Source organism: Archangium sp., from assembly GCF_036277355.1.
In the GTDB taxonomy this organism is placed as follows: domain Bacteria; phylum Myxococcota; class Myxococcia; order Myxococcales; family Myxococcaceae; genus Archangium.
On sequence record NZ_DASUNC010000152.1, the window covers coordinates 101,311 to 118,247 of the forward strand.

11 protein-coding genes are annotated in these 16,937 nt (G+C 69.0%); 3 read left to right on the plus strand and 8 right to left on the minus strand.

Annotation, left to right across the window (positions count from 1 at the left end):
• Nucleotides 1–3: 3 nt before the first annotated feature.
• The 4 genes from VFZ09_RS37990 to VFZ09_RS38005 form a co-directional block, all read right to left on the minus strand.
• Nucleotides 4–990: a pyruvate dehydrogenase complex E1 component subunit beta gene (locus VFZ09_RS37990; protein WP_329732667.1), complete on the minus strand. Its 987-nt coding sequence runs from the start codon at nt 988–990 to the stop codon at nt 4–6.
• Between the two features lie 48 nt (nt 991–1,038).
• Nucleotides 1,039–2,163 (minus strand): pyruvate dehydrogenase (acetyl-transferring) E1 component subunit alpha, encoded by a 1,125-nt coding sequence (gene pdhA / locus VFZ09_RS37995; protein ID WP_329732696.1) that lies wholly within the window; start codon nt 2,161–2,163, stop codon nt 1,039–1,041.
• Between the two features lie 147 nt (nt 2,164–2,310).
• Nucleotides 2,311–3,054, minus strand: a complete 744-nt coding sequence (locus VFZ09_RS38000; RefSeq protein ID WP_329732668.1) for a hypothetical protein — start codon at nt 3,052–3,054, stop codon at nt 2,311–2,313.
• Between the two features lie 50 nt (nt 3,055–3,104).
• Nucleotides 3,105–4,667 (minus strand): hypothetical protein, encoded by a 1,563-nt coding sequence (locus VFZ09_RS38005; RefSeq protein WP_329732669.1) that lies wholly within the window; start codon nt 4,665–4,667, stop codon nt 3,105–3,107.
• A 292-nt stretch (nt 4,668–4,959) separates the two neighbouring features.
• Here VFZ09_RS38005 and VFZ09_RS38010 point away from each other — a divergent pair, with 292 nt between their 5' ends.
• Complete coding sequence (locus VFZ09_RS38010; RefSeq protein WP_329732670.1) at nt 4,960–7,122, plus strand: cation:proton antiporter; 2,163 nt, start codon at nt 4,960–4,962, stop codon at nt 7,120–7,122.
• An 85-nt stretch (nt 7,123–7,207) separates the two neighbouring features.
• On the opposite strand, the gene VFZ09_RS38015 is transcribed toward VFZ09_RS38010, so the two are convergent.
• The 4 genes from VFZ09_RS38015 to VFZ09_RS38030 form a co-directional block, all read right to left on the minus strand.
• Nucleotides 7,208–8,026 (minus strand): helix-turn-helix domain-containing protein, encoded by an 819-nt coding sequence (locus tag VFZ09_RS38015; RefSeq protein WP_329732671.1) that lies wholly within the window; start codon nt 8,024–8,026, stop codon nt 7,208–7,210.
• 10 nt (nt 8,027–8,036) lie between these two features.
• Nucleotides 8,037–10,136 (minus strand): cation:proton antiporter, encoded by a 2,100-nt coding sequence (locus tag VFZ09_RS38020; RefSeq protein WP_329732672.1) that lies wholly within the window; start codon nt 10,134–10,136, stop codon nt 8,037–8,039.
• Nucleotides 10,137–10,163: 27 nt separating this feature from the next.
• A complete protein-coding gene (locus tag VFZ09_RS38025; RefSeq protein ID WP_329732673.1) occupies nt 10,164–11,558 on the minus strand; it encodes an MFS transporter in 1,395 nt (464 codons plus the stop codon).
• A gap of 65 nt (nt 11,559–11,623) precedes the next feature.
• On the minus strand, nt 11,624–12,298 hold the full coding sequence (locus VFZ09_RS38030) for an NUDIX hydrolase (protein ID WP_329732674.1): 675 nt from the start codon (nt 12,296–12,298) through the stop codon (nt 11,624–11,626).
• Between the two features lie 121 nt (nt 12,299–12,419).
• On the opposite strand from VFZ09_RS38030, the gene VFZ09_RS38035 reads away from it, so the two are divergent.
• Nucleotides 12,420–14,828: a bifunctional UDP-sugar hydrolase/5'-nucleotidase gene (locus tag VFZ09_RS38035; RefSeq protein WP_329732675.1), complete on the plus strand. Its 2,409-nt coding sequence runs from the start codon at nt 12,420–12,422 to the stop codon at nt 14,826–14,828.
• A complete protein-coding gene (locus VFZ09_RS38040; RefSeq protein ID WP_329732676.1) occupies nt 14,828–16,897 on the plus strand; it encodes a hypothetical protein in 2,070 nt (689 codons plus the stop codon). Before VFZ09_RS38035 ends, VFZ09_RS38040 begins: the two co-directional genes overlap by 1 nt.
• Nucleotides 16,898–16,937 lie beyond the last annotated feature (40 nt).

The window sequence follows — 16,937 nt, forward strand, 5'->3', positions numbered from 1 at the left end:
TTCTCAGGCTCCCTCGCGGTAGAGGACCTTCTTCACCGCGGCGATGATCTTGGGCGCGTCCGGCTGGATCGCGTTCTCCAGATTCGCCGCGTAGGACATGTTCACATCGAGGCCGGTCACGCGCACGACGGGCGCGTCCAGGTCGTCGAAGGCCTTGGACTGGATGATGTCCACCACCTGCGCACCGACGCCGGCCAGGGGCCAGCCCTCTTCCACCACGATGGCGCGGTTCGTCTTGCGCACCGTGGCGAGGATGGCTTCCTCGTCCAGGGGCCGCAGCGTGCGCAGGTCGAGGATCTCCACGGAGATGCCCTCGGCCTCCAGCTGCTTCGCGGCCTCCTCGACGAAGTAGTACATGCGCGACCAGGTGATGATGCTGACGTCCTTGCCCTCGCGCTTCACGTCCGCCTTGCCGATGGGGACGATGTGCTCGCCCTCGGGCACCTCGCCCTTGAGGGCGTAGAGGCGCTCACCCTCGATCATGATGACGGGGTTGTCATCGCGGATGGCGGCCTTGAGCAGGCCCTTGGCGTCCGCCGGGGTGGCCGGGGCAATCACCTTCAGTCCCGGGAAGTGGGCGTAGTTGGCCTCGAGCGCCTGGCTGTGCTGGCTGGAGAGCCGGCCGCCCGCGCCACCCGGGCCGCGGAACACGATGGGGCAGCGCAGCTGGCCACCGGACATGTGCCGCAGCTTCGCCGCGTTGTTGACGATCTGGTCCATCGCCAGGATGGCGAAGTTCCACGTCATCATCTCCACCACCGGACGCAGGCCCACCATCGCGGCGCCCACGCCCAGGCCGGTGAAGCCCAGCTCGGAGATGGGCGCGTCGATGATGCGCGCGCTCCCGAACTTGTCCAGCAGTCCCTGCGACACCTTGAAGGCGCCCTGGTAGCGGCCCACTTCCTCACCAATGAGGAACACGTTGGCGTCGCGCTCCATCTCCTCGGCGAGCGCTTGGTTCAGCGCCTCGCGGTACATCAACTCGGCCATTGTTGGCTCCGAATGCGAAATCCGTAATGGGTGGTCAGTGGAAGAGCACTAGCGCTTGAGGCCCGCGGCCTTGTCCGCCTTCTCGGCCTGCTCGCGCGGCTCGAGATCCCAGGTCACCTTCAGCTCCTGGCCGGACGGGTACTTGGGCCACTTCGTCACCTTCACGCCCAGCACGCGCTCGCGGGGGCGCACGTCCTCCTCGCCCTCCTCCACGATGGTGTCCTTCCAGAGCTCGGAGAGGTCCGGCTCGGGCGACTCGTCGGCGAACTTCACCGCCGCGTCCACCTGCGCCTTCACCTCTTCGTCGATGGCGTCGAACTCCTCTTCCTTCGCCAGCTTCTGCTTGAGGGTGTAGTCCTTCAGGCGCGGAATCGGGTCGTTCTTGCGCTCGTCCTCCACCTCCTGCTTGGTGCGGTAGGTGGCGGGGTCGGCCATGGAGTGGCCACGGAAGCGGTAGGTGTTGGCCTCCATCAGCACCGGGCCATTGCCGGCGCGGATGTACGCGGCCGCGTCCTTCACCGCCTCGTACATCTTCAGCACGTCCATGCCATCCACGGCCTCGTGGCGCATGCCGTAGCCCTCACCGCGCTTGTGGATCTCCGGCACCGCCGCGACGCGCGCGATGGCCGTGCCCATGCCGTAGCGGTTGTTCTCGCAGATGTAGAGCACGGGGAGCTTCCACTTCACGGCCATGTTGAGCGTCTCGTGGAAGATGCCCTGGTTGGCCGCGGCGTCACCGAAGTAGCACACGGTGATGCGGTCCTCGTTGCGGTAGCGGCTGGCGAAGGCCATGCCGGCCGCCAGGCCGATCTGCGCGCCCACGATGCCGTAGCCGCCGTAGAAGTGGTGCTCGATGTCGAAGATGTGCATCGAGCCGCCCTTGCCCTTGCTGTAGCCGCCGGTGCGGCCGAAGAGCTCCGCCATGACCATGCCGGCATCCGAGCCACGCGCCAGCGGCTGGGCGTGGTCGCGATAACCCGAGAGCATGTAGTCATCCGGACGGATGGCCTCCTCGACACCGGCCGCTACCGCCTCCTGGCCGATGTACAGGTGGCAGAAACCGGCGATCTTCCCGAGGCCGTACTGCTGGCCCGCCCGCTCCTCGAAGCGGCGCATCAGGTACATCTTCCGGTACATCGTCAACAGCAGGTCCTTCGAGTACTTGCTGGCCACCGCCAAGCCTCCGAACATTGAGGCCGTCCCGGAAACTGGGGACGGCAGACGCCGTGCGCCTCATAGCGCGCGGACATGGGACTGCCAAAGCGCTTTCGTGCACCCACCGGGCGGGCCGTCCTGCGGACCCCCTTTAGGCGCATTGCGTCACGGCTCGTGTGAGAAGTGCGGCACCGACACGATTTCGTCGAGGAGCGTCACCGGCCGGCCCGAGTGGTCGGTCGCCAGGTGGACGACCTGGGCCCCCGGGAAGCGGCGCAGGTAGTCGTTGGCGTGGGTGGGCTCGTTGTCGAAGGCGGCGATCACCGTCCCCAGCTCGCCCAGGCGGGCATGGGCGATGCGCTTGAACTCGTCATCGTTGTCCTGCATGGCCGGCTTCATCAGCAGGTGGATGCGTCCCTCGCCGGGCACGGCCAGGCCGTTGCGGCGCATGCACTCCACGGTGCCCGCCCGCATGCCCTCGTGGCGGCCGGTGACGTAGGCCAGGTGGGCCCCGGTGGCCGCCACCGCGTGGGTGAAGGCCGCCGCGCCCTGGATGGCCACGTCGTCCACGCAGTACTCGCTGGTGAAGAAGCGCTCCAGCCAGAAGTCCCGGGCCGCGTGGAAGTGGGTGTCCACCTCCTCCGCCGACAGGCCGCAGTTGAGCATGGCCCCCTTCATGTCGAAGCCGCTGTCCCAGTGGCGCGGCTCGCACACCCCCAGCTTCTCCACCGCCCGGGCCTGGCCGAACTCCCGGAGGATGCGCGCCTGCCGGGGGAGGTTGTCGAAGAGCGTGGAGTCCAGGTCGAAGGCCAGCACCGCCTGGGAGCCGAGCGAGCGCGCCTGCTCCAGGATGCCGCGCAGCGTGTCCTGCCAGCCCTCCCGGACGCGGGTTCTGAGATCGAAAGCCATGGCCCTTTCTATAGGGCACCCGGCGTCCGGACCACGCGGAAATCCGCCACTCAGGCGGCCGAGCGCATGGGCTGCTCGGGCCGGGGGGGCTGCTCCGGGTAGAGCCGCAGCATCCGCTTGATGCCGTTGCGGTCCATCACCAGCCGCACCAGTTGCAGCGACACCCGCTCCTGCCCCGCCTCCTGGACGAAGAAGCGGAAGGCCAGGTCCACCTGGTAGCTCTTGGCCCCGCGCACCCGCCCCACCGAGAAGTCCTCCAGGTCCACGTACTCCAGCGCGTACTCGGGCTCGTCCATGTCGCGCAGGAAGCGCTCCACGTTGAGCCGGATGATGTCGGTGATCCCACTCACGCCCCGCTCGGTGCGCGGCAGCAGGTCCACGTCCAGCACCACCTGCTTCTGGTAGCGCAGCACCGTCTCGGACAGCTCGCCCTGGGTGGCGGTGATGAAGTCGTCCCGGAAGCGCAACGCCATCACCTCCTCGGGCACCCGCACCGCGCGGCCGTAGTCCACCTTCTCCTCGCAGGTGCCCAGGCTCCGCTCCGTCACCGGGTCCACGATGTGCGCCGTCCGGTCGAAGAGGTGCCGCGCCGCCACCTGGCTGAAGATGCGGCGCATGCCCTCCTTGATGCGGTCCTTCATCATGTAGCCCACCACCATGATGAGGAAGAAGTTGAGGCTCGCCTGCGTGTAGCGGACCTGCGCCCAGAAGGCCACCGCCGTGGCGAACGTCATCGCCACGCCCGCCGCCAGCGCGAACAGCACCTCCTCCCAGCCCTGGCGCCGCTGCGCCCGCCGCGCCGACAGGAAGAGGATGTTCATGCAGAACTTCTTCAGGAACCCGAACCGGTGCATGTACTCCTCGTTGTCACCGGTGGGGCTGATCACCGAGCGCAGCTGGTGATCCTTGCGGTACTGCTCCTCGCGCAGCACCTCGTCCATCAGGTCCTTGCGCAGCTCGATGTACACGCCCGAGCGCGGCAGCGCGTCCATGTCCGCCACGGCCTTGCGGAAGAACTGCTCCACCGTGAGGCTCAGGTACTCGTCCACCAGGCGGATGGAGGCGCGCGTCTTCTCCTGCAGCCGGTAGCGGTTGGCCGAGCGCGCCCACACGCGGAAGCGCTCCAGCACCCGCCTCGCTCCCGCCGTCACCGCCCGCGCATCGCTCTCCAGCCGCGCGCACGCCCCCTCGGACGGGATGCGCGCCATGCCCTCGCACTGCTCGTCCACGCCGTTGGCGAAGCGCCGCAGCGCTCCCCGGAAGATGCAGGACAGGAGCTTGGCCTGATAGACGAGCTCCGCCTCGCTGACGAGCCCCGTGAGCAGTCCCGCCTCCAACCGCGCCAGCGGCGCCACGTCCGAGGCCAGCAGCTCCTCGAGCGTCATCACCGGCGTCTTGAAGCGGATGTAGTTGTGGATGTCCGCGTAGAAGGCCGCCCGCGGGTACGTCTCCGCGTCGATGTTCAGACTCGCCGGCAGGAAGACGTACGTCTCCACGAGATAGCGCGTCTCGTCGTCCGCCCCGGAGGGCTGGTACTCGAGCTTGATCTCGAATTGCTTCCGGTCATGAACGTCGAGCCGGTTCTGTAACAGCGGGGCAGGAGCCTGGGACACGCACGCAGTCTAGGTGACAGGCCTGTCACACGACAGTGGCCCCCAGGTCACACCCCGTTGCTGGTGAACGTCGGCATTTCCCGAGGCAATTCGTTGGAGCTCCACGGAGGAACAGGCCTCGCGATGCGGGGTCCGAGCCCTGGGGTCACCTGACAGGTCGTTCATCGTTTCGCCTACCCATGGCTCGAGCCCCGCGGCTTCCGGATGTGAGGAGAGCGCGCACCTCCCCGCATTGACGCCCCGAGACTTCGGCTGCTAAGTGCTTACTTATCACGCAAGCCCAGGAGGAAGCATGCACGCTCTGGCACACAACGCACTCACCCTGCTGATCGTGCAATTCCTCGTCATCATTGGGGTTTCCCGGCTCATCGGGCGGGGGGCGCGGTGGCTCGGCCAGCCACTGGTCATCGCCGAGGTGCTCGCGGGCATCCTGCTGGGGCCCTCGCTGCTGGGGTGGTTGGCCCCGGGGACCCTGGAGTGGCTGTTCCCCGCCCACTCCATGCCGGTGCTGAAGATGCTGAGCCAGGTGGGGCTCATCCTCTTCATGTTCCTCATCGGCCTGGAGCTGGACCCCAAGCTGCTCAAGGGCCGGGGACATGCCTCGGTGGTCATCAGCCACACCAGCATCCTCGTGCCCTTCGGACTGGGCGCGGGGGCGGCGCTGTGGCTCTACCCGAAGCTGAGCGAGCCGTCCGTGCCGTTCTCCTCGTTCGTGCTCTTCATGGGCGTGGCCATGAGCATCACCGCCTTCCCGGTGCTGGCGCGCATCCTCACCGAGCGGCGGCTGATGAGCTCGCGCGTGGGAGCCATGACCATCACCTGCGCGGCGGTGGATGACGTGACGGCGTGGTGCCTGCTGGCCTTCGTCGTCTCCATCGTGCGCGCCTCGGACCTGATGCACGCGGGGCTCACCACGGTGCTCGCGATGCTCTACATCGCCTTCATGCTGGTGGTGGTGCGGCCCTTCCTGGCGCGGCTGGGCGCGCGCGTGGCGAACAAGGAGGGCCTCAACCAGAACGGCGTCGCCCTGACGCTGATGATGTTGCTGGCGTCCGCGTGGGCCACGGAGCTCATCGGCATCCACGCCCTCTTCGGCGCCTTCATGATGGGCGCGGTCATCCCCAAGGAGGGCGGACTGGCCCAGGCGCTGGCCGAGAAGCTGGAGGACGTGGCGGTGGTGCTGCTGCTGCCCCTCTTCTTCGCCTTCAGCGGCCTGCGCACGCAGATCGGCCTGCTGTCCACCGGCGACCACTGGGTGATGTGCGGCCTCATCATCCTCCTGGCCTGCCTGGGCAAGTTCGGCGGCAGCGCGGTGGCGGCACGTCTCACCGGCATGCGCTGGCGCGAGGCGGGAGCGCTCGGAATCCTCATGAACACCCGTGGGTTGATGGAGCTCATCGTGCTCAACATTGGCCTGGACCTGGGCGTCATCTCCCCCACCCTCTTCACCATGATGGTGGTGATGGCGCTGGTGACCACGTTCATGACGACGCCGCTGCTGCGGTGGATCTACCCCCCCGAGGAGATGATCAAGGACCAGGTGTCCGCCCCCGTGGAGGCGGAGCCGGTGGAGGCGCCGCCCTACACCGTGATGATGTGCGTGTCCCACGGCCAGAGCGGAGCCGGCATGGTGACGCTGGGACGCGCGCTCACCGGAGCTCCCCAGGAGCCCTCGCGGCTCTTCGCCCTGCACCTCATCCGCCCCACCGAGCGGGCCTCCTTCCACCTGCGCCACGACCCCGAGAAGGCCAGCGGCGACAGCCTCGCGCCGCTGCTCGGGCGCGCCAACGGCCTGGGGCTTCAGGTGCGTCCGCTCTCTTTCGTCTCCACCGAGCCCGGGCCGGACATCTGCCGCACCGCCGAGGCCAAGCAGGCCGACCTCATCCTCCTCGGCTGGCACAAGCCCCTCTTCAGCCGAACCCTGCTGGGCGGCACCGTCCACGAGGTGATGCAGGCGGCGAGCACCGGCGTGGCCGTGCTCGTGGACCGGGGCCTGGAGAACGTGCGCCGGGTGCTGGTGCCCTTCATCGGCAGCACGCATGACCGGGCGGCGCTCGGCCTGGCCCGGCGGCTGCTCCAGCACGCCTCCGCGGAGATCACCATCCTGCACGTCACCCAGTCCGACGGCACGCCCGGGCACTCGGGGGCACGCCCTCTCGTCGATGAGCTCTTCCCGGAGGGCTCCGGGCGGGTGCACTTCCAGGTGGTGTCCCACGAGTCGCCCGAGGACGCGGCCCTCGAGGAGGCGCGGCGCGGGTATGACCTGGTGGTGGTGGGCGTGGGCTCCGAGTGGGGTCTGGAGGACAGCCTCTTCGGCCTGCACCGTCAGCGGTTGATTGGTGACGCGCCCACCTCGCTGCTGGTCGTGCGGCACCCGGCCCCGGCGACCGCCGCTGAAGCGACCGCCGAGCCGGAGACGGCCGGAGCACTCACCGCGGGCAACACGGTATCCTGAGCAGGAGGCTCCGGGCACGACCGGGAGCAACTGGTCCGACTGTCGGACCAGTTGGTCCGCCGCGCGGCCGGAAGCCGGGGCTCGTTCAGCGCAGGGCTTCCAGCTCCGTGAGGTGGGCCAGTACCCGCTGGGGCTGGTCCTCGTTGGCGAGCCGCTCCGCCAGCCCATGACTGGCCAGCCGGGCCACGTGGGCCAGCCGCATCAGGTGCGTACGCCCAAGCTCCCCGCCCACGAGCACCACCAGCAGCTGGAGGGGCACGCGATCCGGCGTCTCGGCCGGGAGGGGCTTGGCCAGCGTCACCAGGGCGGCCAGGGGCGTGGTGTGCTCGAGGAAGGCATGGGGCACGACGACTCCGCTCCCCACCATGCTGGAGGCCTCCGCCTCGCGCCGCTTCAGCTCCGTCACCAGCCGGAGCGCGCTCACCCCGGGGCAGGCCGCCGCGAGCCGCCCCGCGGCCACGTCCAGCGCGTCCTCCAGCGCGGTGCAGGTGAGGCGCAGCACCATCCGCTCCGGAGCCAGCAACGGGGCCAGCGCGGGGATGGGCGTCTCCTGTCCGGAGGCTCGCACGGGGAACTCCGTGTCGAGGAACTCGCGCACACGGGCGAGCTGCGGGCCCGAGAGATTGCGCCGCGCCAGCTCCAGGAAGAGCATGCTCGCCCCCGGAACCTGCTCCAGGTAGTGGGCCACGAAGGGGCTCACCCGGTGCGCCGCGTCCATCAACAGCGTGGGGGGCACGTCCAGCTCGCGGGCGATGGCGGACAGCCGCTCCGGCGTGGGCACCGCGTCCAGGCCGTTCTCCACCCGGCTGAGGTAGGCACTGGACACGCCGATACGACGCGCGAGGTCGCGCAGGCTCAGCCCCGCGTCCACTCGCAGCAGTCGGATGGTCGCTCCCACGTGCATGGCGTCTGACTCAGGATGCGGAGGCGAGAACCGGAGCCGCGCCGTGCGCGTCTCCCGCCTCATGGGCGAGGGTGCCACGAGCCGGGTCGTGGACCACCAGCAGTGACGTGGGCACTTCCCTGTCCTGCCCTCCCCAGCCGGCCCCCATGCCCACCACCATCAAATCATACCCGCGCCGCGCCTCTTCCAGGACAACCTCTTCGGGCGATGCGTGGGAGACCGTCTTGAAGTGCACCCGCCCGGAGCCCGCCGGGAAGAGCTCGTCCACCAGCGCCCGGGAGCGAACCTCCCGCGGGTCACGCCCCGGCCCGGACACCCGCAGCACCGTCACCTCCGCTCCCGAGGAGCGCATCAGGCGCCTAGCCAGGGTGAGCGCCATCCGCCCTTCCTCGCCGCCATGGAGGGGAACCAGCACCCGGCGCACCTGCTCCAGTCCCCGGTCCACCAACACCGCCACGCCAGCGCCCGCCTCCCGCATCACCTCGTGCACGGTGCCGCCCCGCGGCGTCCGGCCGGCGAGCGGCGCGTGCCCACCGAGGACGATGAGATCGGCCTGCTTGGCCTCGGCGGTGCGGCAGATGTCCAGCGCCGGCTCGGCCGAGACGAAGGAGAGCGGGCGCACCTGCAGGCCCAGGCCGCTGGCACGCTCCACCAGCGGAACCAGGGCATCGCCTCCCCCGCGCTCCTGCTCGCTCCCGGGCGGGACGAGGTGCAGGGCGTAGAACTGAAAGGACTCGCCCGGGCTCCCCGTGAGCGCGCGCCCCAGCACCGCCATGCCGGTTCCAGTCTCCCCCTCGGACACGCACATCAACACGGTGAAGGGGGCCTGCTCCGCCGGGGGAATGAAGGGGACGAGCGGCACCCGATCCCGAGCCACCTCCTCGGGCGGGTACACCCACCGCAGGAGCGGCGAGGTCATCAGGGCGGTCACCAGCGCCATGATCACCATCATGGTGAAGAGCTTGGGGGAGATGACGCCCAGGTCCAGGCCGATGTTGAGGACGATGAGCTCGATCAACCCGCGCGTGTTCAGCAGGATGCCCAGGGCCCCGGCCTCGCGCCAACGCATGCCGGTGAGGCGCGCCGCCAGCGTGGTGCCACCGAACTTGCCCACGCAGGCCACCAGCAGGATGAGGCCGCACAGGGCCCAGTCCGAGGCCCCCTCCAACAACCCCACCTGGGTCCGCAGCCCGCTGTAGGCGAAGAAGACGGGGAGGATCATCACCACCACCACGTCTTCCAGCTTCTCGGCCAGCGCCTCGGCCAGCCCGCCCTGCTTCGGGATGATGAGGCCGAAGAGGAAGGCGCCGAAGAGGGCATGGATGCCGATGCGCTCCGTGGCCCACGCGGACGCCAGCAACATCATCAAGGTGGAGGCCACCACGTTCTGCGTGAGGCCCTCCTTGTTCGCCACGCGCGCGCCCAGCCGCTCGAGGAAGGGCCGCACCAGCCCCAGCATGAAGCCGACGTAGAGCAGCGCGAGCACCGTGGTGAGCCCCGCGTGCTGCAGGTCCGAGGCCCGCACGAGCGACACGACGAAGGCCAGCAGGCACCACGCCGTCACGTCATCCACCGCCGCGCAGGTGAGCGCGAGCATCCCCACCTTCGAGCGCAACAACCCGTGCTCGGAGAGGATGCGCGCCAGCACCGCGAAGGCCGTGACGCTCATCGCCGCGCCCATGAAGAGCACGAACGAGAAGAACGGCACCGACGGGTCGGACAGGCGCGGATGGAGCACCAGCGCCGCCAGCGCCCCGAGCGCGAAGGGCACGAGGATGCTCGTGTGGCTGATGAACAGCGAGGCCCGGCCCTGCCCCCGGAGCACCCGTGGATCCAGCTCCAGCCCGATGAGGAACATGAAGAGGATGGGCCCCAGCTGGCTCAGCATCCTCAGCACCGGCATGGCGTCGGCCGGGAACAGCGCGCCCATCACCCCCGGCGCCAGCCACCCCAACAGCGAGGGGCCCAGCAGGATGCCCGCGAGCACCTCGGCGATGACCATGGGCTGGCCCAGCCACCGCGCCCCGCTGCCGATCAACCGCGACAGGCCGATGATCACCACCAGCTGGAGGATCAACAGGCTGAGCGCGTTGTGGGCGATGACGTGCATCGGTCCGCCTCCGTCCGGAGGTCCTCCTCAGCCCCCGGTGCCGGTCCGGGAGGACCCCTGCTCGTTGGAGGGCGGCACGGGAGCCTGCGCCGCCGCGGCCGGCTGGGCCGAGTGCGCCTTGGGCCGGGCGTTCCACAGCGTGAGCATGAGCACGCCACCCACGGCCGAGAAGCCGATCATGCTCGGGCCCCAGGCGCCCCAGCCGAAGTGATCCAACATCCACCCCATGCCCACGCCCACCACGGAGCCGCCCACGTACTGCATGCCGTCGAACATGCCCGCCGCCGTGGCCGCGGCCTTCTTCCCGCCGAAGTCCATGGACGCGGTGCCCGACAGCATGGAGTGCACGATGCTGATGGAGAAGGAGTTCACCACGAAGGCCGCGATGACGAGCTCGATGCTCGGCGCCTTCCAGATGATGGCCATGCACACCACCTGGAGCACGTAGCCGATGAAGGCCACGGGCGGCCGGCGCGCCTTGAAGAGCAAGTCGGACATGAACCCCGCGGTGAACGCGCCCGCGATGCCCGCGAGCACCACGCCCGTGGCGCCCTTCTGGAAGACGGGGCTGTCGAGCGACAGCTTCTGCGCCTCCATCATGTAGCGCGGGAACCACTGCTCGAAGCCGTGGCGCACGAAGCCGGTGCAGAACTCGGCCACCGCGATGGTGAGCGTGACGGGGTTGGTGAACACCACCTTCGCCACGTACTTGAAGTCCACCTTGCCGGTGTACCCGCTGGAGGCGTCCGCCGTGTCCAGCGCGGGCAGGCCAGCCTCGTCCGGCGCGTCCCGCACCCACAGGAAGGTGAGCAGGCCCAGCGTCGTCATCACCAGCGCGGGCACGAAGAAGACGAACTGCCAGGGCAGCGCCAGCACCAGCAGCGGCCCGATGAAGTAGATGAGCGCCCGGCCTCCCTGGATCATCGAGCCGAAGATGGCGGAGAACACGCCGCGCTCGCTGATGTGGAACCAGCCCGAGTTCACCTTGATGAGCGCCAGGGCCGAGTACGACTGGAAGTACATGTTCAGCGACCAGACCGTGGCCAGGTAGCCGAGCAGCACCGTCCCCGTCCCCAGGAAGCCCAGGTACGCCCCCAGGCCGAAGGCGAGGTTGAACACCACCGCGCCGCCCGCGCCCACCAGCATGGCCTTACGGCCACCAATGCGGTCCGCCAGCGGCCCGTTGAAGATGGCGGACAGACCATAGATGAGGGTGGCCGCGCTGATGATCGCCCCCACCTGCGCCTTGCTCCAGCCGTACTTCTGCGACAGCGTCGCGTTGGCGAAGGAGAAGTTGTAGCGGCCCATGTACATGGCCGCGTACATGGTTCCGAGCGTGAGCCAGTTCTGGGCGCGGCGGAGGCGGAACTTCCGCGAATACTCCGGCCGCGGCGACGAGGACGAGGGGGCAGCGTCGTGCATGGCGCCGGGCACCCTACCTGCCCGGACCGCTCCCGACAACCTTACCCGCCCCCACCCCGCGTGAATCACGCCTGCTCGGCCAGCAACCTCAGGATGGACAGCTCCGTCTTCGCGTCCGGCACCTCCCCGCGCCGGCACATCGCCAGCAGCTCGCGGAGGGGCCTCCACTGCAGGTGCGTGCCCTCCTCCAGGGGTGAACCGTCCCCCTTCGGCGTCCCCTGCTCCTTGCCCGTCACGTCCACCGCCGTGGGGAAGATCTTCTCCGACAGAATCCCCGGCGCCACGAAGAAGCCCGCCCCCAACAGCTGCACCTCCTCGGGCTTCACCTCGAAGCCCGCCTCCTCCAACACCTCCTCCGCCGCCCGGTTCCGCAGGCCCTGCTCACCCTTGTCCTCCGGCTCCAGCAGCCCCGCGACGATCTCCTCCACCCGCAGGTACGACGCCGCGTCCGGCACCGTCATCTCCTTGCCCCGCCGGAAGTACGCCGCCGGCCGCAGGTTCATCCGCGTCAGCACCTCCAGCCCCGACGCGCCGCGTCGGTACACCAGCACCGAGACCGCATCCAGCCGCGGCCGATCCACCACGTCCACCCGGTACACCTTGGACGCCGTCCCATCCGCGCGCCGGTTCTGACACCGCAGCCGCCGCACTCGCAGAAAACCCTCGTCACACTTCGCGGTCGACGAGAAATCCTCGATTACCTCGATATCCGTCACAACAGCCTGGCTGCTCGAACGCATGCCTGCTCCCTTACCGGAATGCCCTGACGGAGGGGCGTTGCTTGCCCACCATCCGTTTGTCTCGTACCTTGCGCCGTCGTCTAGCGGTCAAATTCTTCAAGCCCCCCGGATCCGCCCCCGAATGCGAAGCCTCCTGTCCGGACTCTTCTGCGTCCTGCTGTGCGCCTCGTGCATGCCCGTGATGACGGGCGAGCAGGACCTCGATCTCAGTGGTCAGGAGGTGCGGCTGACGCTGCTGCACACCTCGGACATCCACTCCCGCCTCATCCCGTACGACTTCGCGCCGCTGAAGACGGACACGGACCTGGGCATCGTCCCCGAGGCCGGCCCCTTCGGCGGGGCCACGCGCATGGGCGCCATCCTCAAGCGCGAGCGCCAGCGCGCCAGCCGCCTGCTGCACCTGGACTCGGGTGACTGCTTCCAGGGCGCGCCCATCTTCAACCTCAACAACGGCCAGGCGGAGATGAGCTTCCTGTCCAGGATGCGCCTGGACGCGGCGGTGATCGGCAACCACGAGTTCGACGCCGGCCTGCTCAACTTCGTGGAGAAGACGCGCGACTTCGCCACCTTCCCGCTGATGGCGGCCAACTACTACTGGGACAGCCCCAACGAGCCCGGCAACGCCCAGGCCCTGCTCAACACCGTCCCCTACGTCATCCGCAACGTGCAGGGCCTGAAGGTGGGCATCATCGGCATGGCCAACATCTCCTCGCTCAACTCGCTGGTGGAGGGCGGCAACTCGCTGCAGGCCACCCCGCTGGAGCAGAACGAGGCGGCGCGCGCCTATGTGGAGATGCTGCGCCCGGTGGTGGATCTGCTCGTGGTGGTCAGCCACCTGGGCCTCACCGAGGACCAGGATCTCATCCGCGGCTACGAGGCCTATTACGAGTACGAGCGCGCCAGGCCCTACCTGGAGCGCGATCACGACCAGTGGCGGCTGATGGAGTACGCGGACCCCAGCCAGGAGGGCAACCCCAAGGCGGTGGTGCGGGTGTTCATCCCGGGCGTGTCCGGCCTGGACGCCATCGTCGGCGGCCACCTGCACGTGGTGCTCAACCCGCCGCAGCAGCTCAGCGATCCGAGCGGCCGCAAGGTGACGCTGATCCACTCGGGCGCCTTCGCCAAGTACGTGGGCCGGGCGGACCTGGTGGTGAAGGTGCCCAAGGCCGAGGAGCGCACCATCGACGGCGCGGAGATCGTCAGCCACGACTACCGCGTCTTCCCGCTGGACGGCCTGTGGTGCGACGACGCCATGCGCGCCTACTACAAGGAGAACTTCTGGAGCCCCGGCCAGTTCATCAACGCCCCGGGCGTGCGCCAGGCCATGGCGCGCTGCCAGGAGCTGGAGGACCGGGAGACCACGGATCTGCTGCAGCCCTTCCTGCTGGGCATGGACTTCAACATGCAGCTGACGTCCATCTTCTCCTACGCGCCGCGCGACGTGGCCCGCCGCAACACCTCCACGGGCGGTGACTCGCCGCTGGGCAACATCGCCGCGGACTCCATGCGCAAGCGCCGCGCCGTCGAGGCGGAGATGGCGCTCACCAACTCGCTGGGCATCCGCGACAACCTCTACGCGGGCGTGGTCTCCCAGGAGTCCATGTTCAACGTCTTCCCGTTCGAGAACACCATCAACATCATGTACCTCTCGGGCGTGGAGATTCAGGAGATGCTCGACTTCGTCGCCGAGCGCTCCGCCGAGCGCGGCTGCGTCAGCCAGGCGCAGATCTCCGGCGCGCGCTTCACCATGGACTGCGCCCAGGTGCAGCTCAATGACCTGCGCATCCCCTGCGAGCCCAAGAACAACACCCTGGACTGCCCGCAGGAGGGCCGCGAGGGCCACGCGCCCTGGCAGTGCCTCCAGGACCAGGACGGCTCGCGCTGCTACGCGCGCCCCGCCACGGACGTGGTCATCAACGGCAACCCGCTCAACCCCAACGGCATGTACCGCGTGGCCGTCAACGACTACATCGCCAAGGGCGGCTCGGGCTTCAGCGTCCTCAGGCGCAACACCACCCGCCAGGAGACGGGCATCTCCCTGCGCGACTCACTCATCGGCTACATGCAGGGCTTCTGCACCTGCGACGACATCCTCGACCCCGGCAAGCCGGAGCCGAGGACCTCCAAGACGGGCGAGTACTGCGGCACGCGGGTGAACGGCGAGTGGAAGATCGACGACCAGCTCATCAACTTCTGCACCCAGACGAAGGCGTACAAGACGTCGCTGACCGAGGCGCTGAAGAACCAGACAGTGGGCACCTGCAGCTGCGAGCAGCTGCTCCCGCCTCCGGCCGATGCCGCCGAGCGCTGTGGCGTGGAGGGCCTCACGCCGGAGCTCATCCGCTCCACCTGCCTGGGCAGCGTGCCCCAGGGCCCGTACACCGGACGCTGCTACTGCCGTGAAGCGCTGGGCGGGGCCCAGGAGTGCGGCTCCGTCACCCGGCAGCTGGAAACCTTCTGCAAGAACCCGACCGAGATGCCCATCGCCAACGCCGCCGAGGACAACCGTATCGGCCGGAGGGTCAAGTAATGAAGAAGCAGTGGCTCCTGCTGGCCGCGACCGCGGCCTCCCTGACCGGCTGCTATGAGGTGCCGTCGGCCGGAACCCAGGAACTGGGCTCGTTCCGCGTGGTGGTGCAGAAGATCTCCCCGGTGGGCTCGCTCCTGCCGCTCGACGTGGTGCCCTCCTGCCTCAAGGCCAACAACGTCACCCGGACGGAGGACGTCCCGGCCAAGGTGCGCGGCACCAAGGACTGCCGCTACGTCATCCCCAATGGCGCGGTGGAGTTGCTGCTGGACATCACCGCCCTGGACAAGACGGGCAAGGCGCTCGACTTCAACGGGCCGGTGACGTTCAAGGTGGTGCCGGGCGACCTGTCCGACGACTACTCCTACGCCTGGACGACGCTCAGGAACGGCCGCAGCACCGGCGACGTCAAGGTGCGCGCCCGCAACGTCTACGGCGAGGTGCGCGTCTGGGCCATGGATGAGCCCATGGAGCTGCGCTACACCGATGGCGGCATCCGCTTCTACACCGACGGGGGCATGGGGGATCCCAAGCAGTTCCCCCAGGAGCCGGACTCGGGCCGCACCTACGCCGCCGGCTCCTCGGACACCGTGTACTTCCAGGAGCCCACGCTCCAGGCCATCCAGTCCCCCCAGGGCAACGACAACCGCTCCTCGCCCTTCGTGGGGCAGTTCGTCACCGTCGGCCGCGCCCCCGAGTCCGGCTCGGTGCAGTACCAGAACTGCCCGGACCGCGACCTGAACGGCGATGGCCTGCCGGATCCGGAGCCGGCCAAGCCCGTCACGCTGCTGGTGACGGGAACGGATCCCTCGGGCTTCTTCGTCACCGACATCACCGCCTGCCCCGCGCGCGAGGACGTCACCTCCGCCGCCCAGGTGCGCGTCCCCGAGCCGAGCGGCTACCTGCCCGGCGCCTTCAACTCCGTCTTCGTCTACAACTACAGCTTCCCCGAGGGCCTGGATCCGGGAGATCTGCTCTGGACGCTGTCCGGCTCCATCCAGGAGTTCACCTCCACCACGCAGATCACCTTCCCCTCGTGGACGGTGCGCGAGCACGTGCGTGAGCTGCCGCCGGACCAGTGGAACAAGTACCTGGCGCTCGCCCCGCCGGTGGAGCTCACCCTGCGCCACTGCGGCCTGGACAACACGCTGGCGCCCTTCGTGACGGACACCACGTGCGGCCAGAACCGGCGCAACATGAAGCTGGAGAGCATGGAGTCGGGCCTGGTGAAGCTGCGCCGCGTGCGCTTCCCGCAGGTCTTCAAGAACTGCGACTTCAACGGCGATGGGCAGGTGCCCATGTTCTGCGAGACGACGGTGGACGGCGTGTGGACGTGGGCCGGCTGCGCCTTCCCGCCTCCCGCGGTGGATCCGGACGCCGAGGAGCGCCAGTGCAGCATCGACTGCACCACCAGCGGCGGCGCGTACCAGAACCTGCGCTGCTCCGAGAAGGCCCAGTTCACCAGCTTCGGCCAGTTCGTGGTGGAGCTCGCCGGTCCCGGACCGCGCGAGGCCGGCCTGGATGACACGCTGTCCAGCCGCCAGCAGGACGTGCTCGTGTCCGACACCTCGTCCAAGCGGCTCTCCTCGGGCTACGAGCCGGGCGTCGCGGTGAGCATCTGGTGCGACGTGGACACCCACGTGAAGCTCGGCGACGGGACCGCCACCGCCACCAGGGCGGACGAGCTGCTGCCGGCCAGGACGCGCAAGGACGTCATCATGGAGTCCGGAAAGAGCGTCGCGGCCTTCCTGGCCGCGCAACCGGTGGCCACGTCCCCGGCGCCGCGCTGCTCCGTGGCGCGCAACACCCATACGCGCGTGCTCCTGCTGACGAAGGATGCCGTGCCGGATCTGAAGGTGGACTGCAGCGAGGGCACCGAGGCCACCCAGGACACGGACGCGGCCAGACAGTGCCGCTACCTGCACGGGGCCTCCTTCGACGTGGTGGGCCACCTGCGCCAGGTGCAGGCCGCCCGGCCGCGCTGGATGGTGCTGCCGCGCGACCAGGACGATCTCTGCTGCTACCCTGGCCCCGGCCTGGAGTGCCCGCGGCCCATCAAGCCTTGTCCGTGATGCCGTTGTCTGTGTCTTGAGAGAAGTGAGCGCCCCGCTC